Below are 24,796 nucleotides of genomic sequence, written 5' to 3' on the forward strand. Positions count from 1 at the left end.
GGCGCCGTGCGCTACGCGCACCATTGCTGATCCATCCCCGCCCCGGGGGCGTTCGCGCTGGGCGCTTTTCGCGTTTTTTACGCCGCCATAGAATGCCCAAAAGAGGGCGAATCGATGATTGATTTTGTAACGGCAGCACGCAACCTTTCACGTGCAGCGAAGCACCGCATTGTTGCAAGTGCGGGCAAGCATTTGGGGCGCACCGCTGTCCAGCACGCGAAGCCCGTCGAGGTCGTCATACAACCCGAGCCCGTCATTGAGGTCGAATCTGACGAATCGGTCTTGGCCCGAGCGGAAGACATCATCCAGCGTGCCATCGCGCTCGGCAAGCAGGGCAAGTTCAATGTGGTGCCAGAGCTTATCTCTGTGTCCGCCACCGAGAACTGCAATCTCAAGTGCGTGATGTGTCCAGGTCATGCAGGGATGGAAGGGCCGAAGCTTTCAGTCGATGACGCAAACCAGTTGTTCGATTCCCTTGCGCTGGAAAACGTGCAGTTCGGCAGTCCAAAGCTGCTGGACATGACCTCTGGCGAGCCAACGCTGAACCCTCACCTTGGCACGATCTACGCTCGCTTCAAGGAGCTTTTTCCCGACGCCAAGATCTCGATGATCAGCAACGGCACGATTCCCGTGCGCGGAAAGATCAAGCAGGCGTTCGAGCATGCCGACCGGATCGGACTGTCGATGGACGGCGCGACCGAGGAGACCTACGAGCGCATCCGGCGCGGCTCGGTCTACAAGAACGTGGTGCGCAACGTTCGTGACGTGGGCGAGTTGAAGACGCTCTATGAGAACTGCGAAACCTTGCAGATCATGATGGTGGTGATGGACCAAAACGTTCATGAACTGGCTGAGATGGTCCGGCTCGCTCATTCGCTCAAGATCCCTCAGGTTTTCTTCCAGGCGTCCGAGGTTCGCGCGCTGATGCCCTTCAACGGCGAAGGGCAGAACGTGAGTCTGAGCTTGTCTCGCTCGCAGTTGTCACCGCACATCAAAGAGGCGAAGGTCGAGGCCGACCGTTTGGGGGTGCAGCTTTCGCTGACGTCGCGCTTTGAGTCTGCCTTGTCCTATGACCCGGACGCTGCGCAGCAAACGTTTGTGCGAAAGGCAGTGGGCGATCCGGTGAGCCTCGACGTTGCTATTCGTACCTGCAACGTCCCTTGGCTGCACGCACCACGGATCTCCTTGAATAACGAGGGGTTCTATCCGACTACTGTGTGCTGTCATATGCCTAAGGCCGACACTGGCCTGGACCTTGAAATCCGCGCGAGGTTCAAGGGCTCCACAATCAACGAGATATTCAACTCTGAGTTCTATTGGGGCATGCGGGCTGGGTTGCTGGACGGCACATTGGCTGCGGGCGCATGCGATGGGTGCCAGTACCATCAAATGACCCAATGGACTGCGGATCAACTGCGAGAACTCGAGCGTTCGAGCGACAACGTCGCGGCTGCTGCTTGAGTTTGAGTGATCTGGGTTGCTAAGAAGGCCTGCGGCTTCGGCTGTAGGCCTTTTTGCCGTGGACTTTGAGCGGGTAGCATCCCATGCGCATGACTCGTTTATCTCTAGGTCGCTTTCTTCCCTGGCCTCTTTACTTCCTTGCGCTGCTTGTCGGGGCGCTGTCAATTCGTGACATACCCTCCGACCCCAGCCTTTTCACCACAATCGGAAACTTGGCTCAGGTCACCAACCTGAGCGATCCGAAAACCTACGCCGTTGCGGCGCTGGATGTTCACAGGTTCGGTTGGGTCTCTGAGGTCAATGCATGGATCCTGTCACTTTGGCCTCCGGGATTGATTCTCCTGGAGGCCGGTATTGTTGGCCTGTTCGGCATTGACGCGCCTCTGGTTCTGGTTCTCCAGGTGTTGGCATGTGCATGTCTCGCCTGGATGCTCGCGCTTCAGCGCGCAGTGCTCGTGCCGTTCGTTGGAAATGTTGTCGCTAGCGCGCTGCCGCTTCTGCTTTTTCTTTTTCCGATGCCACGGATCTTCTTGCTTCATCCCTATGGGGTGGTGCTTGGCGAAGCTTTCTCGGTTGCGTTCTTTTTATCCGCGGGTCTGTTGCTTATTCTTGGGGCGCAGAGTCGGCGTCTGTCCACTGCAATGCTCGCTGGCCTGTGCTTCGCATTGGCGGCCTATTTCCGTTCGCAATACGAGTCTATTTTGATGGCGACCACCGGGCTTGCTGTACCGGTGTTGGCCTGGTGCTTGTGGCGGCGCGCGAGGCAAAACGGACTCGCGGAGCGTGCAAGCTATGCCACGACAGCAAAAGTCATCGTTGTGTCCCTGTTGGTGGCCCACGCAGTCATGCTGCCTTGGAGAGTGCATAACTACGCAGTAGCGCGAAATTTCGCCTGGGTCCAGACGGGTAATGTGATCTTCCTGAACGGCCTCAGCTCAGACGAGGCCCTCATCAAAAGGGGCGGGGGGTTTGTCGTCGAAGGAGCGGGGAATCTTGCGTGCAAAGTCGAGCCCAAATACTGCGACAGAACAGAAAAAGAGCTGTTCCTCAAGGCATTCTTGTCACATCCATTCGCGTGGTATCGAGCCAAGTTCGCAGCGGCCGGGGAGTACTGGAATACGTTTTCGTTTTCACGCCATCGCTTCACTACGTGGTTCCATGTTCAGGACGATCTAGGAAGTCTGGTTTATTTCATTTGTCTGATCGCCGTGCCGCTTCTGCTTGTACTCACGCGCAGGTATCAATGGTGGGATCTCATGGCATGGTCGGTCGCATCTCTCTACGCCGCTTCGTTCGTGATCTTCACGCTGGCACACTTCGAGTCGCGCTACTTCTACCTGTTGAAGATATTTGCCTTCGTCTGGTCCGCGAACATGTCCGCGATGGTTTGGGGCATGCGAAAGAAAGGCAAGCCCCAAACCGCCCCGCAGTGCACAAGCCCGACGCCTTGCTGACGGGCGACCATGTTCAAGAACTCGACCTTCGTCGAGACCGACCTTTCTGCAATCCTCAAAATAGAAATCCATGGCCGTGACCCAATGCGTCGACGGCCATCGCTTTAGCCGCGTTTCCATGGGCTATGCTGCACGGCACAACGCAATTTTTAGCTTGGAAACCAAACAATGGAAGATGTGAAGATCCTGCAGATCATGCCCGCCGAGGGCTGGGTTGCCGTGTATGACGGAGGCGACGACGGCGAGATGGAAGAGCCTTTGGCCTGTTTCGCGCTGGTCCAGGTCGACTACAAGAATGGCGACGGTCCTCAGACCGAAGTCCGCGGCATGGCGCCCGACGAAAAGCTCATGGCGTTCGTGGAAGACGCCGAGAATTTTGTGACGGTTCGTCGCGCCGAAGACAGCGAAGACGACGACGAAGAAGACGAGACGGATACCGAAGACTGAATGCCTGCGAGGCGCCGGGCAGGTGGCTCCATCGAAGACGGCGTTTATAACGCTTATTGCGATGCGTTGAATACCTAATCTGCGGGATTGTCGGGGATGTGCCAACGACTCACCATCGGCCCATGTACCTTCACCCCCTCACGGCCAGCCTGCCAGCCGCGGAGCGCGAGGCGCTCATCAAATGCAGCGAACTTCGCCACTACAAGCGCAATGACACGTTGCTGAACGCGGGTGAGTCGACCGACCAGATCTATTGCGTTGCAAGCGGTCTGCTGCGGGTCGTCACCCCGGCGCGAGATCAGCAGGGCACTGAAGTGACGACCGAGTTCGTCGCGCGCAACGACTTTTTCTTCGACCTCTCGATCCGCGATGACCGCTACCAGTCGATGCACACGCTCGTCGCGGCGCTGCCTTCGGCGGTCTATTTCGTGCCTATCGCCACCATGCGCGGCCTGTGCGCACGGCACCCCGAGGTCGCGCTCGGCCTTTTGGGCCTGGCGATGAAGCGTATGGGCATGCTGCGCACCCAGATGCGCCGTATTTCGTCGCTGTCGCCCGAAGCCGTCGTGCAGCGCGTCATGCACCAGTTGGCGGATCTGGCGCCGTCGAGCGCGGGCGGCTTCGACAAGCGCATTTCCCAGGCGGTGATCGCGTCGTATGCGGGCCTTTCGCGAGAAGTGGTCAACAAGACCATGCGCGGCATGGAGAACCGAGGCCTCATGCGCCGCGACGAAGAGGCGCTCTACCTGACCGAGGGCATGGCGATGACCGATTTCGGGTCGCTCCAGGACATCGGCATGCCGCCCCAGACCCTCCGCGCGGCCTGATTTCCGGCAAGATCAACCCGGCGTCGGCCGCTCAGGCTCCGCCCCGGGCTGGCTTGCCGCCGTCGTGCGGTGTTCCCAGGGGCCTCTCGGTGGCTTCGCCGTTCTCCACGTAGTTGAGGTCGACCGGGTGAACGATGACCGCGGTTTCTTCGCCATCGAACTTCACCAGCAGGTATTCGCCGCTCGACCCCCTGATGGTGCCGAACCTGTCCTGCAGTTCGACACGGCCGCCGCGTCGCGCCGGGACCTTGAAGCGTGTTCGGATGTAAGGAAGACCAACCTTGAAGTATTCGACCACGGAAACGCCCTGTCTTTGTTGTGGTGCCACGTCGGGATCTCTCTGGCAGCGCCTCCCTGGCTGGCACGAATCCGGCCGCTGCATGGGCTCAATTTCCCGGGTGGCTCGGGGCTGGCCTGTCAGCCGGTGCCGACCGTTGCTGACAGCCGTTTGGGTGCCCGAAAGCACCCGACCGTTGCGGGAAAACCCCGAATTCAACCCAATTCGAAGATTTTTTCAAGGGCTGCCTCTTTTGCGGGCACCGCGTTGCAGGCCACGCCAGGCAACGCTTTCGAGCGCTGCGCACATGGTTTTCCACAACATTGTCCCCATCGGAAAGGGAAAACGTGTCACTGCCGTGTGGTAGGCGGAGTGCATCGGGCGGCATGAATCCAGGCAAAAAAATACCCGCCGAAGCGGGTTGCGAGGAGCCCATGCGGGCGCTCTAAGAACGAACAGAGAGCTCTTCTTCTATTGCGGCCCTGTTGCGTGACAGCATGTGCATGGTCGGGGGAAGCGGGCGGGGCGCCTGTCAGCCGGAAACAGTCAGCAGCCGTAGGACACTTATTAAAACGTGAACTATTTGGCAGTCGATTCGGCTCCGTGGTTGTTGTGCTCCTGCAGCAAATTGGAATTGTCGGTGCCGTCCGACAAGGAGCCGGCGCGCGAAGCCCTAGATTTTGTTTGCTCGCTTCGAAGTGCGAGTTCTCTGTGTGTGACAGCACTCAAGAGGTTCAGCCCAGCCTTGTGCTGGGTTTTTTTTGTTCAAAGCAATTCGAAGTGAAACTCCGTGTTCCGGGGATGGCTGAGCAGTGGAGCCGCCACTTCGGTGGCGTGCTCCCAGGCTTCGCGCCATACGCGGGCGTTGGCAATCTGCGCATCGGTCATCGACTCGGTCCCCCACTCGAGCTGGCTCGACCAGGCCCGAAAACACTTCACCACGCGCGGGGGCGGCCCGATGCGCTGCTCGAGCACCCGCAGGAAGGTGAAGCGCACTTCCATCAGGTCCCTTATGGAGAGGCTCTGGCCTTCGAGGCGCACTGTGTAGGCTTGTTCGCGATTGGCTTTGTGATCGAACATCGGGCTCGCATGCAGAGGCTGCGAGCAACTTGCCAGGAGCGGTATGCCGCTCGTCCGAAGGTCTCAGCCCCGCCGCTAGAAAGGTGTGAGGACAAATACTAGCCAGACGCCAGTTGCCGGAAACGGGACAGCGGTCCCGGTTTACTGCTTTGCGCGGCTTTGCTCAACGCAGGAACACATGCTGCATGAACTGCTTGATCGGGTACTGGATCACCGTCTGCACCCGTGCCGGCAGTTCCAGCGGCCGCATCAGCATCTTGAGCGTCGTGCCGGCGCTCAGGTTGGTGCGAATGGTGCTGTTCATCTTCGCGCTCAGTTGCTGCACGTAGGCCGTGTCGCTCGCGCGGCCGGGCGAGCGCGACTTCACCACATGGCGGATGGCGCAGTCGGCGTCTTCGCTCTTGAGTTCCAGCGTGCGGCGGCCGATGGTGCCGAACACCCGGAAGCGGCTCAACTTCTCTTGTTCGCGGTAGCGCCGGAAGAAGCGGTAGAAGTGCTTGTAGTGGTTGACCTCGTCCGTCGCGATGCGGGTCGCCAGGTCATGCAGCACCGGCTCGGTGGTGCTGCGGGCCATGGCCCGGTAGTAGGTGGCGGTGCCGGTCTCGACCACGCAGCGCGCGGTCATTTCGAGGGCGCGGGTGGGGGCCAGCAGTTCGACCTTGCAGTAGGTCGCGTATTCCTCGAGGAAGCCCGCGTAGGCCGTGTCCCACTCGAACTCGGGCCACACGTGGCGCACGTAGGCGCGCAGGGCCTTGCCGTGCTGCAGTTCTTCCTTTTCCCAGTGGTTCGACAGCCACTCGGTGACCTCGTCGTCGCCCTTGAAGAAATCGATCAGGTTCTGGGTGTAGAGGTCGGAGCCGCTTTCGATGAAAGAGGCCGAGACGACCAGGTAGAAGAGGTTTTCGTCCGAGCGGACCTCATCGAGCGCAATGCGCGAGAAGTCCAGGTCTTCGATCTTCCAGTGTTCCGCCTCTTGCCTTGCCATGCGCGCTCCTTGCTTCAAGTCCGTACAAGTACGGATGACGTCGCCCGTGTTTGGTTCTCTTTTCCGTCAGTACCGCATATTAGCCGGGGCGCCCGGATCATGCCGTTTGGCCCCGGGGCGGCCCGGGGCCCGTGGCCAAACCTATAATCGTTTGTTCAAGCAAATCAAGCAGTTAGGCCGGTTCGCCGCAGTGGGTTCGACAAGAGGGTCGCCATCGCCGCGCCGCCCTCGACAGAAGACGAATCCAAAGATGAGCCAGCCCACATTCACGGTCGCGGACATCCGCAAGACCTTTCTCGATTTCTTCGCTTCCAAGGGCCACACGGTGGTTCCTTCCAGCTCGCTTGTGCCGGGCAACGACCCCACCCTGATGTTCACCAACTCGGGCATGGTCCAGTTCAAGGACGTGTTCCTCGGCGAAGACAAGCGCCCCTACGTTCGCGCCGCCTCGGTCCAGGCCTGCCTGCGCGCCGGCGGCAAGCACAACGACCTCGAGAACGTGGGCTACACCGCGCGCCACCACACCTTCTTCGAGATGCTGGGCAACTGGAGCTTCGGCGACTACTTCAAGCGTGAATCGCTCAAGTGGGCCTTCGAGCTGCTCACCCAGGTCTACAAGCTGCCGGCCGAGAAGCTCTGGGCCACCGTCTACATCGAGGACGACGAGGCCTACGATATCTGGACCAAGGAAATCGGCCTGCCGCCCGAGCGCGTCGTGCGCATCGGCGACAACAAGGGCGGCCGCTACATGTCCGACAACTTCTGGATGATGGCCGACACCGGCCCCTGCGGCCCGTGCTCCGAAATCTTCTTCGACCACGGCCCCGAGATCCCCGGCGGCCCGCCCGGCAGCCCCGATGAAGACGGCGACCGCTACATCGAGATCTGGAACAACGTGTTCATGCAGTTCGACATGCAGCCCGACGGCTCGGTCAAGAAACTGCCCGCGCCCTGCGTCGACACCGGCATGGGCCTGGAGCGCCTGGCCGCGATCCTGCAGCACGTGCACAGCAACTACGAAATCGACATCTTCGACGCGCTCATCAAGGCCGCTGGCCGCGAGACCGGGACGCAAGACCTGTCGAACAACTCGCTGAAGGTGATTGCCGACCACATCCGCGCCACCTCGTTCCTGGTGGCCGACGGCGTCATCCCGTCGAACGAAGGCCGCGGCTACGTGCAGCGCCGCATCATTCGCCGCGCCATCCGCCACGGCTACAAGCTGGGCCAGAAGAAACCCTTCTTCCACAAGCTGGTGCCCGACCTCGTCAAGCTGATGGGCGATGCGTACCCCAAGCTGGTGGCCGATGAGAAGCGCATCACCGACACGCTGAAGGCCGAGGAAGAGCGCTTCTTCGAGACTTTGGCCAACGGCATGGAAATCCTCGACGCGGCGCTGGTGGGCGGTGCCAGGACGCTGCCGGGCGAAGTGGCTTTCAAGCTGCACGACACCTACGGCTTCCCGCTCGACCTGTCGGCCGACGTGTGCCGCGAGCGCGGCGTGAGCGTCGACGAAGCCGGCTTCAACGTCGCGATGGAAAAGCAGAAGGCCGCGGGCCGTGCCGGCGGCAAATTCAAGATGGATCGCAACGTCGAATACACCGGCGCGGGCAACGTCTTCACCGGCTACGAGCACCTCGAAGAAAGCGCCAAGGTCGTGGCGCTGTACCTCGAAGGCACGGCCGTGCAGGAACTGAAGGAAGGCCAGAGCGGCATCGTGGTGCTCGACACCACGCCGTTCTATGCCGAGAGCGGCGGCCAGGTCGGCGACCAGGGCGTGCTCGTGGCCGAGGGCGTGCAGTTCGGCGTGGAAGACACGCAGAAGATCAAGGCCGACGTGTTCGGCCACCACGGCACGCAGACCCAGGGCACGCTGAAGGTGGGCGACGCGGTCAAGGCCGCGGTCGACACCGCACGCCGCGCCGCCACCATGCGCAACCACTCGGTCACCCACCTGATGCACAAGGCCCTGCGCGAAGTGCTGGGCGACCACGTGCAGCAGAAGGGCTCGCTGGTCGATGCCGACAAGACCCGCTTCGACTTCGCGCACAACGCCCCCGTCACGCGCGAGCAGATCGCCGAGATCGAGAAGCGCGTCAACGCCGAGATCCTGGCCAACGCACCGACCCAGGCCCGCGTGATGGACATGGAATCGGCCCAGAAGACCGGCGCCATGATGCTGTTCGGCGAGAAGTACGGCGAGACCGTGCGCGTGCTCGACATCGGCTCCAGCCGCGAACTGTGCGGCGGCACCCATGTCAGCCGCACCGGCGACATCGGCCTCTTCAAGATCGTCAGCGAAGGCGGCGTGGCCGCCGGCGTGCGCCGCATCGAGGCCGTCACCGGCGCCAACGCGCTGTCGTACCTGCAGGACCTGGAGTCGACCGTGCAGAGCGTGGCAGCCACGCTCAAGTCGCCGGCCGCCGAGCTGCAGGGCCGCCTCACGCAGGTGCTCGAGCAGGTGAAGGCGCTGGAGCGCGAAGTGGGCTCGCTCAAGGGCAAGCTCGCTTCGTCCAAGGGCGACGAACTGCTGGCGCAGGCGGTCGACGTCAACGGCATCAAGGTGCTCGCGGCCAAGCTCGACGGCGCCGACGCCAAGACGCTGCGCGACACCATGGACAAGCTGAAGGACAAGCTCAAGACCGCCGCCATCGTGCTGGCCGCCGTCGACGGCGACAAGGTGCAGATCGCCGCCGGCGTCACGGCCGACAGCACGGCCAAGGTCAAGGCCGGCGAGCTGGTCAACTTCGTGGCCCAGCAGGTGGGCGGCAAGGGCGGCGGCAAGGCCGACATGGCCATGGCCGGGGGCACCAACCCGGCGGGCCTCGCGGCCGCGCTGCAGTCGGTGCAGGCCTGGGTCGCGGAACGCGCCTGACGGCACCACGGTCCCTTCGAGCCACAAGCACTTCATGCCAGACGCAACGCCCGGTGAAGTGCTGGTGATGGGGGCCGGAACCATCGGGTGCTTCATTGGCGGCAGCCTTGCGGCGGCGGGCGTGCCCGTCACCTTCGTCGGCCGTCCGCGCGTGCTCGAGAAGCTCGCGACGCACGGGCTCACGCTCTCCGACATGGACGGTGCCCGGCACAAGCTGCCGGCCACCGGGCTGCAGCTGTGCGAGCAAGTGCCCGTCGGCGCCAGCCCCGCGCTGGTGCTGCTCTGCGTGAAGAGCGGCGCCACGGCCGAGGCGGCGGCCGAGCTGGCCTTCGCATTGCCCGCTGGCACCACGGTCGTCTCGCTGCAGAACGGCATCTCCAACGGCACGGCCGCATCCCAGACCGGGCCTTCGCTCAACGTGCTGTCGGGCATGGTGCCCTACAACGTGGCCGAGATCGGCCCGGGCGCCTTCCATCGCGGCACGCCCGGCCGGCTGGCCGCGCAGGACGACCCGGCCCTGCGCCCCTGGCTGCCTGTGTTCGAGCGCGCCGGCGTGCCGCTCGACCTGCATGCCGACCTGCTGCCGGTGCAGTGGGGCAAGCTGCTGCTCAACCTCAACAACCCGGTCAACGCGCTCTCCGGCCTGCCGCTGCGCGAAGAGCTGATGCTGGGCGGCTACCGCCGCTGCTTCGCTTCGCTGATCGACGAGGCCTTGAGCATCCTCAACGTCGCCGGCATCGTGCCGGCGCAAGTGGCTGCGGTGCCGGCGCGGCGCCTGTCGAGCCTGCTGCGCCTGCCTGACTGGCTGTTTCGCATCGTCGCGGCGCGCATGCTGCGCATCGATGCCAAGGCGCGTTCCAGCATGGCCGATGACCTGGCCCTGGGCCGTCGTACCGAAATCGACGCGCTCAGCGGCGAGGTCGTTCGACTCGCGCAGCAGCACGGCCTGAGCGCGCCGCGCAATGCGCGCATGGTGGCTTTGCTCGATGCCTGGCCGCAGGAGCCCAGGCGTTGGTCGGCGCGCCAGTTGCAGGACGCGCTCGGCCTGTAGCGCCGGCGGTGCGCCTGAACGCATGCGGCCTCGGGTACGCAGCTTTCACGGATTTTCAGGCGACACGAACCTTCGTACTGTGGCGATGCGCGCACAGTGTTCGTCCTCGATATTTGTCATCTGCGTGAGCATGTGTTGCCGCGGCGAAACCATCTTCGTAGCGTGCGTGGCGCATCGTGGGCCATGACTCCATTCGGCCTATGGCGCGCAAACATTTTGAGAGAGAAAAGTTCCGGCAGTCGTTGAGCCGTCGCATTCGATCAGCTAAAACTGGCGCACTTCAATGGACGAGGGAACGCGCGTGAAACCAACGAGAAGAGCCGCGAAAATTCTTGCCATCGCCAGCATGGCCTGTGCCGTTGCCGACACGCGCGAACGCGCCGTGTCGATGTCCTGGCGCTGATCGCACCCTCCGCCTCCAGCCCCCGCTTCGCATCTCACCAACCCGCTTTTTGACGGGAATGGACGAGCTCATCCCACGCATTCTGGGACCACCGCTTTTCAAGCGGTGTAGTGCCTGCATGCCCGTGCTGTCCTGACGAACGAGCCGTTCGCCGGGAGGGCTCCGTGCTGCCCGTTTTTATCGGTTGTTCATCCATCCCATCACCGCGCGTGTCGCGCGCATCGCTGGCTATCCGCCGGCGCTTGCGGGGACGGCGCATCTTCTTCTTACCCAGAGTACCCAGAGGCGATCATGAAAAAATTCAACACACCCGTCGTCAATCATCTTGCCATCACGGCGGTGACCCTTGCCGTGCTCACGGCTTGCGGCGGCGGCGGAGACAGTGGCGGCGGTGCTTCTCTCGGAGGCGGCGGCGTCGGCCTCGGCGCGTCGTCGGGGCCGGTGGTGTCGGCACCCGCGGCCGACCCCACGCATAAGGCGCCCGACGACGGTGTGCCGTTGGCCGCCAATGACGCGGCCGCCGCCGCGGTGGACCGCTCGGCCAAGCCGCAGGAACTGCCCGACACCGTCTGGCCCAGCAACTACAAGCTGTGGTTCCGCCCCGATGCGGCGCTCAAGACTTTCGTCGGCCGCGGCGACGTGGAGATCGAGGTGCTCAAGCCCGTCGATGCCATCGTGGTGGCCGCGCACAACCTCAACTTCGCGAAGGGCCGCACCACCTTGCGCAAGGTGTCGAACCCGGGCGAGGCGATACCGCTGATCCCCACGCCGCAGACGCTCGGCGACTTCGTGCAACTGCGCCTGAATGGCGGCCAGATTGCCAAGGGCAAGTACCTGCTGCACATGGAGTGGGACGGCAAGATCCAGTTCTCCGACGCGGAGTTCTGCCCGCCCGCCGAGATGCAGCGCAACCCGTTCTGCTCGGCGGCCACCGGCATCTTCAAGGTCGGCCTCTCGACGCCCGAGGGCGTGAGCAGCGACGCCATCGTGACGCAGGGCGAGACCAACTATGCACGGCAGTGGTTCCCGGGCTGGGACGAGCCGGCCTTCCGCCACACCTTCGAGATCTCGGCGGAGGTGCCGGGCGACTGGAAGACGGTGTCCAACGGCGCGCAGCTATCGGCCGTGAAGCTGCCCGACGGCTACCAGCAGGTGTCGTTCGAGAAGACGCCGTCGATGCCCATGTACCTGACCTTCTTCGGCGGCGGCAAGTTCGACATCCTGCCCGACACCTTCAAGAACCCGCTGGACGGCAGCGACATTCCGCTGCGCTGGTTCACGCCGCCGGGCCGCTCCACCTGGGCAACCTTCCCGATGGAGTGGACCAAGGTGGCCATGGACTATTACTACAAGTACACCGGCATCCCGCTGCCGATCAAGAAGTTCGACACCATCGCCGCCAACGACAGCTACAACAACAAGCCCAACACCGGCTTCGGCGGCATGGAGAACTGGGGTGCGATCTTCGAGTTTGCCGATGCGGTGCTCACCAAGCCGGGCGACAAGCCCACGCTGTATTCGGTGACGGTGGTCACGCATGAAATCGCGCACCAGTGGTTCGGCGACCTGGTCACGCTCGACTGGTGGGACAACGTGTGGCTCAACGAGTCGTTCGCGCGCTGGTTCGAAAGGCGCACCACCATCAAGTTCCACCCCGAGTACTACAGCTTCTCCGACTACGTGCTCGACAAGCACAGCGTGATCGTGGCCGACCTGCGGAGCACCGCGGTGCCGGTGCAGCGCAACCTCAACGACGCGGGCTCGTTCGGCTTCATCAGCCCGTCGATCTTCGTCTACAACAAGGGCAGCCACGTGCTGGAGACGGTGCAGAACTACATCGGCGAAGAGGCGATGCAGAAGGGCCTGCAGATCTACCTGAAGGACTACGGCTTCGGCAACGTCACGCCGTCGCGGCTGTGGACGTCGCTGGAGAAGGTGAGCGGCGGCAAGAAGGTGGCCGACATCGGCGACAGCTTCATCCGCCAGACCGGGGTGCCGCTGCTCACGGTGGATGCGCAATGCGCGGCCGACCGCACCTACGTCAACATCACGCAGGAGTCGTTCCCCAACCAGAACCAGTTCCCGGCCTCGACCTGGAACATCCCGGTCACGCTGGCCTACGGCGACGCGATGGAGCAACGCAAGACCTTCGTCATGTCGACGGGCGCCGTGCAGGTGGAACTGCCGGGCTGCACCGCGGTGCTGGCCGGGCCGACCGGGCAGGACTACTACGTGAGCAACTACAGCGCGCAGTCGTGGAGCGCGCTGCTGGCCAAGGCACAGAGCTTTGCCGCCAACAAGCCGCTGCTGCTGAACATCGAGCGAGACGCCTTCCGGCTGCTGCAGGTGGGCCGCATCACGCAGGCGCAGTACGACCAGATCAAGGGCGTGGTGAACCTGCCGGCGGCGCTGCTGGCCAAGACAGGCGAGAGCCAGCAGAGGATGGCGGCCGTCGACGTGGGCGTGGAGAAGGAGGAATACCCGCACGCGTTGCGCTTCCAGGGCAACCTGAAGCTGCGCGAGAACGAGAAGCGCTGAGAAAGAAGGCCACCATGAACACGCGATCGAAGAAATGGCTGGCCACCGGCGCCTCGGCGCTGCTGCTGGCCGCATGCGGCGCCGGCAGCACCGGCGGCGCGCCCGAGGCAGAGCTGGTCGGCATCTACGCCGTCAAACAGAACGGTGCGCTCAAGGAGCTGATCAAGATCGAGCGCCAGGGCGACGGCTACGTCATGCGCGACAAGGTGCGCACGCCCGAGTGGAGCGAACCGAAGATGCAGATGCGGCCCGTGAAACGCGAGCAATGGACTCGCATCACCACCGACAAGGAGAACACCGCCTTCGTCGGCGTGGCGAGCGGGCAGCTCGGCATCTTCAAGGTGCCGGCGGGCTGGAAGAAAAATGGCTTCCAGACCTCGACCGGCTACTTCCTGTTCTATTCGCAGGGGCCGGTCGAGGCGTACAAGCTCTGACGCAAAGCGCTACCGCGTTCAGGCCGCGGGCGCGACGCTCGCGCCCTCGATGCGGTGGCGCTTCAGCGCATCGGCGACGAAGCCGCCGGCCTTCATTTCCTCGACGAAGGCCGCCAGCAGCGCCTGCGCGTCGGCGCCCCGGCTGGCCGGCGTGCCCATGGCCTGCTGGATCACCATGAAGCGGCCCGGCAGCACGCGCACGCCCGGCGCGCGCTGCGCCTCGCCTTCGAGCATCTGGCGGATGCCGGCCGCCACTTCGACCTCGCCGGCGCGCAGCGCGGCCAGCGCCGGGCCTGCGCCCTGCAGGCGGACGATTTCCGCCTGCTTGATTTCGCGCGTCAGGAACAGGTCGTAGGCGCTGCCCGCGCCGACCGAGATGCGATGGCCCTGCGCGTCGATCTGCGCGTTGTCGGCCAGCGCCGAAGCCGAGGGCACGAGGTAGCTGCCTTCGATCAGCACATAGGGCGCGGTGAACAGCAGCCCCTCGCTGCGCGCCGGGTCGATGGCGAAGAAACCGATGTCGGCCTTCTCGTTTTTCACCGCGTCGACCGAGGCCGCGGCCTTCTCGAACACCACCAGCTCGATGCCCACGCCCAGCCGCCGCGCGAACTCGCGCGCCAGGTCGATCGACACGCCCACCGGCTCGCCGCCGTCCGGGTTCCTGTTGGCGAGGATCGGGTTGCCGAGGTTGATCGAGGCGCGCAGCGTGCCGCCGGGGGCGAAGGCGGAAACGAGGGCAGGGGAAATCGTCGTCGGCTGAGGCTGTGTCATGGCGTTCATTCGTCGGCTGGGCCGCTCGGAAAGATGGGAGCGCGCCAGTTTACGGGGGCCTGCTTGCCATAATTCCTACCGGATGTAGGGAAGCGCGCTCACCGGCCGGGCATCGCGGCTTCGCTTAGGCTTGGCGGCATTCGAAGAACCAATTCCGTCTCCGCCGTGCCGCTCTCCACCTTTCTTGTCGAAGACAACGCCCATATCCGTCACAACCTCATCGCCGCCATGGAGGACGAGGTCGACATCCGCCTGATCGGCACCGCCACCACCGAGGAGGAAGCCGTCGCCTGGCTCGCCGAGAACCCGGGCGCCTGGGACCTGCTGGTGGTCGACCTGTTCCTGCACGAGGGCTCCGGCCTGGGCATCGTCAAGCGCTGCGGCCGCAGCCGGCCCGGCCAGCGCGTGGTGGTGCTGACCAACTACGCCACCGGCGAGATCGCCGACTGGGCGCGCGAACTCGGCGCCGACGCCGTGTTCGACAAGGCGGCGGAGCTGGACGGCTTCTTCTCGCTGTGCGCCAGCCTCGAGGCGGAAGGCCGGGAGCGTGGCGGCGAGCCGCTGGAAAGCCTCGCGCCATGAGCGCCGGCGCCCAACCCTCCGTGGCCGAGGTGCTGCGTCCGCTGCGCAATGCCACCCACGCACTGCACGAAGCGCTCGACAGCCGCCTGCCGATCGCGCGCGAAGACGCCTCGCTGGCCGACTACGCCGCCCACCTGCGTGCCCTGCGCCCGTGGCTGGAGGCTGTGCGCCAGGCGCTGGCCGCCCCCGGCGACCCGGGGCTCGACCGCGTGGCGCGGCGTACCGAGCGGCGGCTGGCCGCGCTCGCGCTCGATCTAGAAGACGCCGGCGCGGCGCCCGACGGGCAGTGCGCCGCGGCCCCCTCCGAAGCCTCCGAAGCACCGCTGGCCCCGCAACTCGCGCAGGCCTCCAGCGACCCGGCCTTTGCCTGGGGCCTGGCCTACGTGCTCGAAGGCTCCCAGCTCGGCGGCATGGCCATGCACAAGCGCCTGGGGCCGCGGCTGGCGCCGCACCCGATGCGTTACTTCCAGCCGGTCGATGCACCCGAAGGCCTGCCCGCGCAGTGGAAAGACTTTGTCGCGCAACTGGCGGCCGTGATGCGCGACCCGGCGGCGGTCGGCTCGGCCCAGCGCGGCGCGGTGGCCGGCTTCGAGACCCTGATGCCGCGTTTCGGCCTGCAGCCTGCCGGACTGTAGGAACCGACCGACGAGACAGCCAAGGACACGCAGGCATGATCCTTTCGACTTATTTTCTTCAGAAGAACCCGAGCGGCTGCAGCCGCGTCGCATGAGCTTGTCCAACGTGCCATCGCCCCTCATTTCCACCGAGCCCGCGGCCGGCGGCCGGCCCATCGAGCCCCCAGAGGTCGACCTGTCCAACTGCGACCTCGAGCCGATCCGCGTGCCCGGCTCGATCCAGCCGCACGGCCGCATGCTGGTGCTGCTGCCCGATTCGCTGGCGCTGGTCGCATGGAGCGAGAACTGGCCCGACGACCAACTGGCCGCCGCGCTGGCGGCCGTTCGCGGGCTGAGCCTGCCGCCGCTGGCGCCGGGCGGCTCGCCGGTGTCGCTGGGCGCGATGACGCTGGCGCAGGTCACCTTCGACGCCGCCGCGCACCGCAGCAACAACCACCTGATCGTCGAGTTCGAGGCCGCCTCGCCCTCGGGCGGCAACGAGGCGCCGATCTATTCGCTGGGCCGCGTCTTCCTGCCCCGCTTGCAGGAGGCGGGCACGATGACCGAGCTGTGTGCCCTGGCCGCGCGCGAAATGAAGCGGCTCACCGGCTTCGGCCGCTGCCTGGTCTACCGCTTCGACGCCGCCGGCCACGGCGAGGTGCTGGCCGAGGAGGCCGACGCCGGCTATGACAGCTACAGCGGCCATCACTTTCCCGCCTCCGACATTCCGCGGCAGGCGCGCGCGCTGTACCTCGTCAATCATTTCCGGCTGATTGCCGACGCCAACTACCGGCCGGTGCGCCTGCGCGCCACCGACGCCGCGCTCACCGCCGCCGACATCGACCTGTCGCAGGCGCAGCTGCGCAGCGTCTCGCCGATCCACCTCGAGTACATGCGCAACATGGGCACGCTGGCGTCCATGTCGGTGTCGATCGTCATCGACGGCAAGCTCTGGGGGCTCATCTCCTGCCATGACCATGCGCCGCGCTTCCTCGACACCGGCACGCGGCTCGCGTGCGAGCACCTGGGCCAGCTGCTGTCGCTGCAGATCCAGTCGAAGGAAAGCAACGGCGAGGTGGCCGAGCGGCTCGAGCTGCGCCAGCTCACGCTGCAGATCGTCTCGCACCTGGCCGACAGCGACGCCACCCTGCAGCACCTGACGGCCGAGGTTTCGCTGATGCTGCGCGTGATGCGCGCCACCGGTGCCGCCGTGGTGCTCGACGACGAAGCCTGGTGCGTGGGCGACGTGCCGGCCCGGGTGCATGTGCAGGAACTGGCTGGCTGGATCGCCGGGCTTGGCGTGGAGGTCTACGAGAGCAACGCGCTGGCCGCGCACTTCGCGCCCGCGGCGCAGTTCCAGGACGTGGCGGCGGGCGTGCTCGCCATATCGATTTCGCAGGTGCACCGGCACCTGATCCTCTGGTTTCGGCCGGAGATCGTGCAGACGGTGCGCTGGGCGGGCGATCCGCAGAAACCGCAGATGGTGGTCAGCGGGCGCATGCATCCGCGCCTGAGCTTCGCGAGTTGGGTCGAGCACATCCGGGGGCGCTCCACGCCGTGGTCCGTGGCCGAGGTCGGGGCGGCCGGCGAGCTGCGCCAGGCGCTGATCGGCATCGTGCTGCGCCGCGCCGAGGAGCTGGCGGCCGTGGCCTCCGAGCTGGGCCGCGTCAACAAGGAGCTGGAGGCTTTCTCGTACACCGTGTCGCACGACCTGCGCGCGCCCATGCGGCACATCGCCGGCTATGTCGACCTGGTGGCCCAGACCGAGGGCAAGCAGCTGAGCGCGCGAGCTCATCGCTATCTTTCGCACGTCAAGGACGCCGCCGCCTTCGCGGGGCAGATGGTCGACGCGCTGCTCGACTTCTCGCGCATGGGCCGCTCCGCGCTCAAGCAGCGGCAGGTCGACAGCGCCTCGCTGGTCGACGGGCTGGTGCGCGAACTGACGCGGCTGGAGCCGCAGCGCAACATCGAGTGGCAGGTCGACGCCGACCTGCCGCTGCTGTACGCCGACCCGCTGCTGCTGCAGGTGGCGGTGCGCAACCTGCTGGCCAACGCGGTCAAGTACTCGCGCACCCGCAGCCCGTCGCGCATCGCGGTGCGCGCCATCCACAGCGACCTGGGCGACGGCCTCGAGGTGCAGGACAACGGCGTGGGCTTCCAGATGAAATACGTCGACAAGCTGTTCGGCGTGTTCCAGCGGCTGCACCAGGCCGAGGATTTCGAAGGCACGGGCATCGGCCTGGCCAATGTGAAGCGGATCGTGGAGCGTCATGGCGGCACGGTCTGGGCAAAAGGGGAGATCGACGCGGGGGCGAGCTTCGGCTTCATCCTGCCGCGCCAGGGCCCCGACAACGCGGCCGCCTCGACGGCACCGGCCGCCAACGGAGAAGGACATGCTTAAGCCGATCCTGCTTGTCGAGGACGACAAGCGAGACCTCGAACTCACCCTCATCGCGCTGGAGCGCAGCCAGCTCGCGAACGACGTGGTCGTGCTGCGCGACGGCGCGCAGGCGCTCGAATACCTGCACCGAGAAGGCGAACACGCGGAGCGCGCCGAGGGCAACCCGGCCGTGATCCTGCTGGACCTGAAGCTGCCCAAGGTCACCGGCCTGGAAGTGCTGCAGGCGGTGCGCTCCAACGCGGCGCTGCGCAGCATTCCGGTGGTGATGCTCACCTCGTCGCAGGAAGAGTCGGACGTGCTGCGCAGCTACGAGCTGGGCGTGAACGCCTATGTGGTCAAGCCGGTGGCCTTCGACCGATTCGTCTCGGCCATTGCCGAGCTGGGTGTGTTCTGGGCGGTGCTCAACGAGCCGCCACCGGGTTCGCTGAAGGCGGCGCGCAAACATGAATAGCGCGGGCGGCGCCGTTGCCGCGAATCCGCAGCCTCCGGGCATCCTGATCCTCGAAGACTCGCGCTTCGACGTCGAACTGCTGCTCGAGGCGCTGTCCCGGGCTTTGCCGGCCGCCACCACGCATGTGGTGCGCGACGAGCGCGGCTTCGTCGAGGCGCTGAACGGGGGCGGCTTCTCGCTGATCCTGTCCGACTACGAGCTGCCGGGATTCTCGGGCGCGCATGCGCTCGAGGTGGCGCGCCGCCTGGCGCCGGAAACGCCTTTCGTCTTCGTCTCCGGCGTGATCGGCGAGGACAACGCGGTCGAGCTGCTCAAGAGCGGCGCGACCGACTACGTGAGCAAGGGCCGCCTGGCGCGGCTGCCGGTGGTGCTGGAACGCGCGCTCAAGGAGTCCGACGACCGGCGCGCCAAGGCGCTGGCCGAGCGCCGGCTGAACGCGGCCAACGCCGCCATCATGGAAGCCGAGGCGCGCCGCCTCGCGCTGATGGAGCTGGGCGACCGCATCCGCGACATGGACGAGCCCGGCGACATCGCCTATGCGGCTTCCGAGATGCTCGGGCGGCGCCTTGCCGTGGACCGCGCCGGCTACGGCCTGGTGGACACGGCGGCCGAGACCATCGCCATCACCCGCGACTGGACCGCGCCCGGCGTGGCCAGCCTGGCGGGCCTGCTGCACTTTCGCGACTACGGCAGCTACATCGACGACCTGCGCTGCGGCGTGACCGTGGCCTTCGACGACGCGCGCGTCGACCCGCGCACCCGCGACACCGCCGCTGCGCTGGAGGCCATCACGGCGCGCGCGGCGGTCAACATGCCGCTTACCGAGCGCGGCGGGCTGGTGGGGCTGCTCTATCTCAACCACGGCCAGGTGCGGCCCTGGCTGGCCGACGAACTGGACTTCATCCGCGAGGTCGGCGACCGGGTGCGCTCGGCCATCGCGCGGCGCGAGGCGCAGATCGAGCTGAAGGCCTTTGCCGAATCGCTGGAACGCCAGGTCGAGGCGCGCACCTACGAGCGCGACCGCACCTGGGCCTTGAGCCAGGACCTGCTGGGCGTGGCCAATGCCCAGGGCTACTTCGTGAGCGTGAACCCGGCCTGGGAGACCGTGCTGGGCTGGAGCGCCGACGAGATCCGGGCCCTGCCGTTCCGCACGCTGGTGCATGCCGACGACCTGGCCCTTACCGAGGCCGAACTGCAGCGCCTGACGCTGGGCGAGCGCACCACCGGTTTCGAGAACCGCTACCGCATGAAGAGCGGCGGCTATCGCTGGCTCTCGTGGACGGCCGTGCCCGACAACGGCCTGCTGTACGCCGCCGCGCGCGACATCACCGAACAGAAAGAGCGCGCGGCCGAACTCGATACCGCGCGCGAGCAATTGCGCCAGAGCCAGAAGCTCGAAGCCGTGGGCCAGCTCACCGGAGGCCTGGCGCACGATTTCAACAACCTGCTGGCGGCCATCAGCGGCAGCCTGGAGCTGATGCGCCGGCGCGGCCTGGACGGCAAGCCGGCCGACATGGAGCGCTACGTGGGCGTGGCGCAGGGCGCCGTGAAGCGCGCGGCCTCGCTCACGCACCGGCTGCTGGCCTTCTCGCGGCGCCAGACGCTGGAGCCCAAGCCGCTGAACGCCAACCGGCTGGTGACGGAAATGGAAGAGCTGCTGCGCCGCACGCTCGGCCCGCAGATCGCGCTGGAGACGGTGGCGGCAGTGGGCCTGTGGAACGTGCACGCCGACCCGGGCCAGCTGGAGAACGCGCTGCTCAACCTGTGCATCAATGCGCGCGACGCCATGCCCGAAGGCGGCACGCTGGTGATCGAGACCGCCAACCGCTGGATCGACGCACGCACCGCGCGCGGGCGCGACCTGCCGATGGGGCAGTACGTGTCGCTCACCGTCAGCGACAACGGCGTGGGCATGCCGCCCGAGGTGGTGGCGCGCGCCTTCGATCCCTTCTTCACGACCAAGCCGATCGGCATGGGCACGGGGCTGGGCCTGTCGATGATCTACGGCTTCGCGAAGCAGTCGGGCGGCCAGGTGCGCATCTACTCGGAAGTGGGCAAAGGTACTTCGGTCAGCATCTACCTGCCGCGCCACGACATGCAGGAAGAAGTGGCCGCGGCTCCGGCCGAGACCATGCTCGCGCCGCGCGCCGACCAGGGCGACACGGTGCTGGTGGTCGACGACGAGCCCGCGCTGCGCATGATCATCGTCGAGGTGATGCAGGGCCTGGGCTATGCCACGCTGGAGGCCGGCGACGGCGCCGAGGCGCTGCGCATCCTGCAGTCGCCGCGACAGCGCATCGACCTGCTGGTGAGCGACGTGGGCCTGCCCGGCGGCATGAACGGCCGGCAGGTGGCCGACGCCGCGCGCACCGCGCGGCCCGGCCTGAAGGTGCTGTTCATCACCGGCTACGCCGAGAACGCGGTGCTGAGCCACGGCCACCTGGACCCCGGCATGCACGTGATGACCAAGCCCTTCGAGATGGACGTGCTGGCGCGCCGCGTGAAGCAGCTGATCGAGAGCCGATAGAACCGAAAGCGCCTCAGGACTCCGCCGGCGTCACCGCGCCCAGCGGCCCCAGCGGGCCGAAGGCGCCCGGCGAGCTTGCTCCGGCCAGCGGCAGCCGCACCGTCACCTGCAGGCCCGGGCCCAGCCCGGTGCCGTCGAGCGCGATGGTGCCGCCGTGCGCATCGATCACCGCGCGCACGATCGCCAGCCCCAGGCCGCTGCCGGTCTGCGTCTGGTCGGGGTCGCGGAAGAAGCGATCGAACACGCGCTCGCGCAGCGCCGGCATGATGCCCGGCCCTTGGTCTGCCACCGTCAGCACCGCCTCGTTGCCGACGCGCCGGATGCCCACGCTCACCGTCGAGCCGACGGGGCTGTACTTGGTGGCGTTGTCGATCAGGTTGTCGATCATCGAGACCAGGCTGTCGCGGTCGCCCGCGATCTCCACCGGCTCGTCGGTCACCAGTTCGATCTCCACCTCGCGCACATGCGCCAGCGCCGACAGCGCCGCGAGCCGCTCCTGCAGCAGGTCGTCGAGCCGCAGCGGCCCGGGCGCCGAGGCCTGGGCGTTGCTGCGCATGAGCCGCAGCAGCTGGCCCACCAGCCGTTCGGCGCGCGCATTGCTGTTGAGCACCCGCGCGAACAGCTCGTGCTGGCGCTCGGTGGGAATGTGCTGCGTCAGCAGCGACTGCAGCGCCTCCACGTTCACCCGCATCGCCGCGATGGGCGTGCGCAGCTCGTGCGCCGCGTCGGCAATGAAGCTCTGCTCGCGCGCGATGCTGGCACGCAGCCGGTCCATGAGCGCGTTGAAGTTGTGCACCAGCGGCAGCAGCTCTTCGTGCCGCGGCAGGGCGGTCACCGGGGCCAGGTCGTGCGGGCCGCGCGAGGCGATCTCGCGCGCCACCTTGCGCCAGGGCCGCAGCGCCAGCCGGATCGACAGCCACGCCGGCAGCAGCAGGAAGGGCACGCTGATGATCAGCGGCAGGACGTAGTAGCCGCGCGTCTGGAAGGTGAGCCAGATCTGCATGCCGCCGGGCGTGATCAGCGTGACGCGGGTCTTGCCCGTGGGCGACTCGATGGTGCGTGCGCGCCAGCTCTTGCCGTCGGCCTCCACCGTCTCGCCGATGTCGGGGCGGGTGTTCGAGATGCCCGAAGGCACGCCGTCGGAGCGATAGATTTCGCGGCCGTTCTGCCACACGATGACGCTCGGCGACAGCGTGGCGTCGTTGCCGCTGCCGAAGGCATTGCGCAGCGCCAGGTCCATGGCGCGCAGGCTTTCGTACTGCTTGGCTGGCTGGTCGGTGAGGTTGCGCGCCACCGTGAGCATGCTGCGCTGCGAGGCGTCGAGCGTCGACAGGTCGTCGATCATCGCGGAGCCCAGCAGCAGCGCGACGGCCACGCTCCACAGCAGCGTCATCATGCCGATCTGCGCGAACATCAGCCGGCGCACCAGCGAGGGCCGCCTCAGCCGCCCCCAGAGGTTGCGCAGCAGCCGGCGCGGTGCCCGCGCGAGCGCCCCCAGCGCATCGAGCGACATGGGCGTCACGCCGGCTCCACCGGGTGCGACGCTGTCAGGTAGATCACGTAGCCGATGCCGCGCACGGTGCGGATGTAGCCGTCGCCGATCTTGCGGCGCAGGTTGGAGATGTGCACGTCCAGCACGTTGCTTCCGGGGCTCTGGCCGGGCATGGAGACCAGCGCCAGTTGCTCGAGCATGCGGCGCGCGACCACGCGGTCGGCGCGCTTGACCAGCAGGGTTAGCAGCTTGAATTCGCTGCGCGACAGCGCCACCGGCTCGCCGTTCACGCGCACGCGCTGCGTCGGCTCGTGCAGCCACAGGCCGCGCACCTCGAAGGTGGCGCCGTCGCCGCCGTAGCTGCGGCGGGTGAGGGCGCGCACGCGCGAGATCAGCTCCGCCAGCACGAAGGGCTTGACCAGGTAGTCGTCGGCGCCGTTGTCCAGGCCCAGCAGCCGGTCGTTCAGGCCGTCGCGCGCGCTCAGGATCAGCACCGGCAGGCGCGCGCCTTCGCGGCGCAGCCGTTCGAGCACGGCCAGGCCGTCGCCGTCGGGCAGGCCGAGATCGAGCAGCAACAGGTCGCAGCCTTGCTCGTCAAGGATGCGCATTGCTTCCTCGATGCGGCGCACCCACACCACGTCCATGCCCTGGGTCTGCAGTGCGACGCGAATGCCGGTGGCCAGATCGAAGTCGTCTTCGGCCAGGAGGATCTTCATGGGCGGCAATCTACCCCCTGAAGCTGAAGAATTCCCAAAGAAAGCAGTGGCGCCGGCGGCCCGCGAGACGCCGGATTTTCAGCAGACCTTCATCCAGGCGGATCAGGATTCGGGCTTGTTCCAACCGCCTGAAAAAAGAAAAGACACCATGCATTCCAGGTACGCCATCGCCGCCGCGATGCTCCTGCTGCCCCTGGCGGCGCTGGAGGCGCGCGCCCATCGCCCCGATCCCTTTCCCGAAGACTTCAGGCCGCTGCGGCCGGTGTACCGGGTGGAGCAGCTGGAGCGCATCGACCTGCACCGCGACGGTCCGGGCACCGGATGGGGCCCCGGCGCGGGCGCGGGCTGGGCCACCGGCTGGGGCATGGACCCGCGCGCCGGCCGCCGCTACAGCCACGAGCGCTACGACGAGCCGCGGCGCAACCGGCGCGATTCCGACGGCGACGGCGTGCCCGACCGCTGGGACCGCCGGCCCCACGACCCGTCGCGTCGCTGAGCCACGGGGACATGCAGATGAGCCCCTACGAAGCAAGCCTGTCCGGCGCCCACTTCCGTTCGCCGGAAGCCAGGTCTTCATTGCTGGATTCGTATGCCCGCGTGCTCGCGCGCTGGCCGCTGCCCTATGAAAGCCGCTACGTCGAGACGCGCTACGGCCGCGCGCATGTGCTGGCCTCGGGGCCGGCCTATGCGCCGCCGGTGGTGCTGCTGCACGGCGGAGGCGGCAACGCCACCACCTGGGTGCACAACATCGCGCGGCTCGCGGGTTCGCTGCAGGTGTATGCGGTCGACATCATCGGCGACGCCGGCCGCACCGAAGGGCGCCGGCCTTCGTCGGAAGACGCGTACTGCAACTGGCTCGAAGACGTGCTGGTCGGCATCGGCCGGCCGAAGGTGGGGCTGTGCGGCGCCTCCTTCGGCGCGTGGCTCGCGGCGGCCTACACGCGGCACACCATGCGACGTGTGACCAGGCTCGCGCTGCTGGCGCCGCCCAACCTCGAGTCGCTGCGCATCGGCACCATGCTGCGCGCGGGGCTTGCGGCGGCGTTTCCCAGCGAACGGCGGGTGCGTGCTTTCCATGCGCTGGTGTCCTCGCCGACGGCGCCCGAGCCGCCGCCGTGGGCCATGGACGACCTGCTCGTGCGCTGGCGCTGCCAGCGCGGCTCGCCCCGGCCGCCGGGCCGCATGACCGACGCCGACTTGCGCGTGCTGCCCAAGAGCACGCTGCTGATGCTCGGCGAGGACGAGGCGCTGTACGACCCGCTGCGCGCCTGCGCCCGCGTGAAAGCCGTGGCGCCGCATGTGCGCGTCGAGCTGCTGCCCTATGCGGGCCACACCGTCGCCTTCGACCAGGCGGAGAAGGTCGGCGACACGCTGGTCGAATTCTTCCGGCGCGACGGCTGGACGCTGTAG

General features: G+C 66.5%; 21 protein-coding genes. 15 read left to right on the forward strand and 6 right to left on the reverse strand.

The window, feature by feature from the left end:
- Window positions 1-114: 114 nt before the first annotated feature.
- From L3V85_RS15640 to L3V85_RS15655, 4 genes are all read left to right on the forward strand, one after another.
- Entirely contained in the window at window positions 115-1,461 is a 1,347-nt protein-coding gene (locus L3V85_RS15640; protein ID WP_237679974.1) for a radical SAM protein, read from the forward strand.
- Window positions 1,462-1,544: 83 nt separating this feature from the next.
- Window positions 1,545-2,915: a hypothetical protein gene (locus L3V85_RS15645; protein ID WP_237679975.1), complete on the forward strand. Its 1,371-nt coding sequence runs from the start codon at window positions 1,545-1,547 to the stop codon at window positions 2,913-2,915.
- Between the two features lie 168 nt (window positions 2,916-3,083).
- Window positions 3,084-3,362, forward strand: coding sequence for a hypothetical protein (locus L3V85_RS15650; RefSeq protein WP_237679976.1), 279 nt, complete (start codon window positions 3,084-3,086; stop codon window positions 3,360-3,362).
- Between the two features lie 122 nt (window positions 3,363-3,484).
- Window positions 3,485-4,189 carry a Crp/Fnr family transcriptional regulator gene (locus L3V85_RS15655; RefSeq protein ID WP_237679977.1) on the forward strand — a complete coding sequence of 235 codons (705 nt, stop codon included), beginning with the start codon at window positions 3,485-3,487 and terminating at the stop codon, window positions 4,187-4,189.
- A 31-nt stretch (window positions 4,190-4,220) separates the two neighbouring features.
- Here L3V85_RS15655 and L3V85_RS15660 read toward each other — a convergent pair whose 3' ends face one another.
- The 3 genes from L3V85_RS15660 to L3V85_RS15670 form a co-directional block, all read right to left on the reverse strand.
- Window positions 4,221-4,517 (reverse strand): hypothetical protein, encoded by a 297-nt coding sequence (locus L3V85_RS15660; RefSeq protein WP_237679978.1) that lies wholly within the window; start codon window positions 4,515-4,517, stop codon window positions 4,221-4,223.
- A gap of 714 nt (window positions 4,518-5,231) precedes the next feature.
- Complete coding sequence (locus L3V85_RS15665) at window positions 5,232-5,546, reverse strand: hypothetical protein (protein ID WP_237679979.1); 315 nt, start codon at window positions 5,544-5,546, stop codon at window positions 5,232-5,234.
- A 163-nt stretch (window positions 5,547-5,709) separates the two neighbouring features.
- Window positions 5,710-6,531: a ferritin-like domain-containing protein gene (locus tag L3V85_RS15670; RefSeq protein ID WP_237679980.1), complete on the reverse strand. Its 822-nt coding sequence runs from the start codon at window positions 6,529-6,531 to the stop codon at window positions 5,710-5,712.
- Window positions 6,532-6,781: 250 nt separating this feature from the next.
- Between L3V85_RS15670 and alaS the strand changes: the two genes are divergently transcribed.
- The 4 genes from alaS (at window position 6,782) to L3V85_RS15690 (ending at window position 13,832) form a co-directional block, all read left to right on the forward strand.
- Complete coding sequence (alaS, locus tag L3V85_RS15675) at window positions 6,782-9,406, forward strand: alanine--tRNA ligase (RefSeq protein WP_237679981.1); 2,625 nt, start codon at window positions 6,782-6,784, stop codon at window positions 9,404-9,406.
- Window positions 9,407-9,440: 34 nt separating this feature from the next.
- The gene (locus L3V85_RS15680; RefSeq protein WP_237679982.1) at window positions 9,441-10,457 is read left to right on the forward strand and encodes a 2-dehydropantoate 2-reductase; all 1,017 of its coding nucleotides are present in this window, start codon (window positions 9,441-9,443) and stop codon (window positions 10,455-10,457) included.
- 694 nt (window positions 10,458-11,151) lie between these two features.
- On the forward strand, window positions 11,152-13,398 hold the full coding sequence (locus L3V85_RS15685; protein WP_237679983.1) for a M1 family metallopeptidase: 2,247 nt from the start codon (window positions 11,152-11,154) through the stop codon (window positions 13,396-13,398).
- Window positions 13,399-13,412: 14 nt separating this feature from the next.
- Window positions 13,413-13,832: a hypothetical protein gene (locus tag L3V85_RS15690; RefSeq protein ID WP_237679984.1), complete on the forward strand. Its 420-nt coding sequence runs from the start codon at window positions 13,413-13,415 to the stop codon at window positions 13,830-13,832.
- A gap of 18 nt (window positions 13,833-13,850) precedes the next feature.
- Here the strand turns inward: L3V85_RS15690 and L3V85_RS15695 are convergent, their stop codons facing one another.
- A complete protein-coding gene (locus L3V85_RS15695) occupies window positions 13,851-14,603 on the reverse strand; it encodes a transporter substrate-binding domain-containing protein (protein ID WP_237679985.1) in 753 nt (250 codons plus the stop codon).
- A gap of 165 nt (window positions 14,604-14,768) precedes the next feature.
- Here L3V85_RS15695 and L3V85_RS15700 point away from each other — a divergent pair, with 165 nt between their 5' ends.
- From L3V85_RS15700 to L3V85_RS15720, 5 genes are all read left to right on the forward strand, one after another.
- The gene (locus L3V85_RS15700; RefSeq protein ID WP_237679986.1) at window positions 14,769-15,185 is read left to right on the forward strand and encodes a response regulator; all 417 of its coding nucleotides are present in this window, start codon (window positions 14,769-14,771) and stop codon (window positions 15,183-15,185) included.
- Window positions 15,182-15,820 (forward strand): biliverdin-producing heme oxygenase, encoded by a 639-nt coding sequence (locus L3V85_RS15705; RefSeq protein ID WP_237679987.1) that lies wholly within the window; start codon window positions 15,182-15,184, stop codon window positions 15,818-15,820. The genes L3V85_RS15700 and L3V85_RS15705 overlap by 4 nt, the downstream gene beginning before the upstream one ends.
- A 91-nt stretch (window positions 15,821-15,911) precedes the next feature.
- Entirely contained in the window at window positions 15,912-18,200 is a 2,289-nt protein-coding gene (locus L3V85_RS15710; RefSeq protein ID WP_237679988.1) for an ATP-binding protein, read from the forward strand.
- Entirely contained in the window at window positions 18,193-18,651 is a 459-nt protein-coding gene (locus L3V85_RS15715) for a response regulator (RefSeq protein WP_237679989.1), read from the forward strand. Before L3V85_RS15710 ends, L3V85_RS15715 begins: the two co-directional genes overlap by 8 nt.
- The gene (locus L3V85_RS15720; protein WP_237679990.1) at window positions 18,644-21,178 is read left to right on the forward strand and encodes a response regulator; all 2,535 of its coding nucleotides are present in this window, start codon (window positions 18,644-18,646) and stop codon (window positions 21,176-21,178) included. Before L3V85_RS15715 ends, L3V85_RS15720 begins: the two co-directional genes overlap by 8 nt.
- 13 nt (window positions 21,179-21,191) lie before the next feature.
- On the opposite strand, the gene L3V85_RS15725 is transcribed toward L3V85_RS15720, so the two are convergent.
- Window positions 21,192-22,691: a sensor histidine kinase gene (locus L3V85_RS15725; RefSeq protein WP_237680570.1), complete on the reverse strand. Its 1,500-nt coding sequence runs from the start codon at window positions 22,689-22,691 to the stop codon at window positions 21,192-21,194.
- 5 nt (window positions 22,692-22,696) lie between these two features.
- Window positions 22,697-23,386, reverse strand: coding sequence for a response regulator (locus L3V85_RS15730; protein WP_237679991.1), 690 nt, complete (start codon window positions 23,384-23,386; stop codon window positions 22,697-22,699).
- A gap of 148 nt (window positions 23,387-23,534) precedes the next feature.
- Here L3V85_RS15730 and L3V85_RS15735 point away from each other — a divergent pair, with 148 nt between their 5' ends.
- Together L3V85_RS15735 and L3V85_RS15740 are read left to right on the forward strand one after the other, a co-directional pair.
- Entirely contained in the window at window positions 23,535-23,882 is a 348-nt protein-coding gene (locus tag L3V85_RS15735; RefSeq protein WP_237679992.1) for a hypothetical protein, read from the forward strand.
- A gap of 17 nt (window positions 23,883-23,899) precedes the next feature.
- The gene (locus tag L3V85_RS15740) at window positions 23,900-24,796 is read left to right on the forward strand and encodes an alpha/beta fold hydrolase (protein WP_237679993.1); all 897 of its coding nucleotides are present in this window, start codon (window positions 23,900-23,902) and stop codon (window positions 24,794-24,796) included.

The sequence above is a fragment of the Variovorax paradoxus genome (assembly GCF_022009635.1).
Taxonomy (GTDB): domain Bacteria; phylum Pseudomonadota; class Gammaproteobacteria; order Burkholderiales; family Burkholderiaceae_C; genus Variovorax.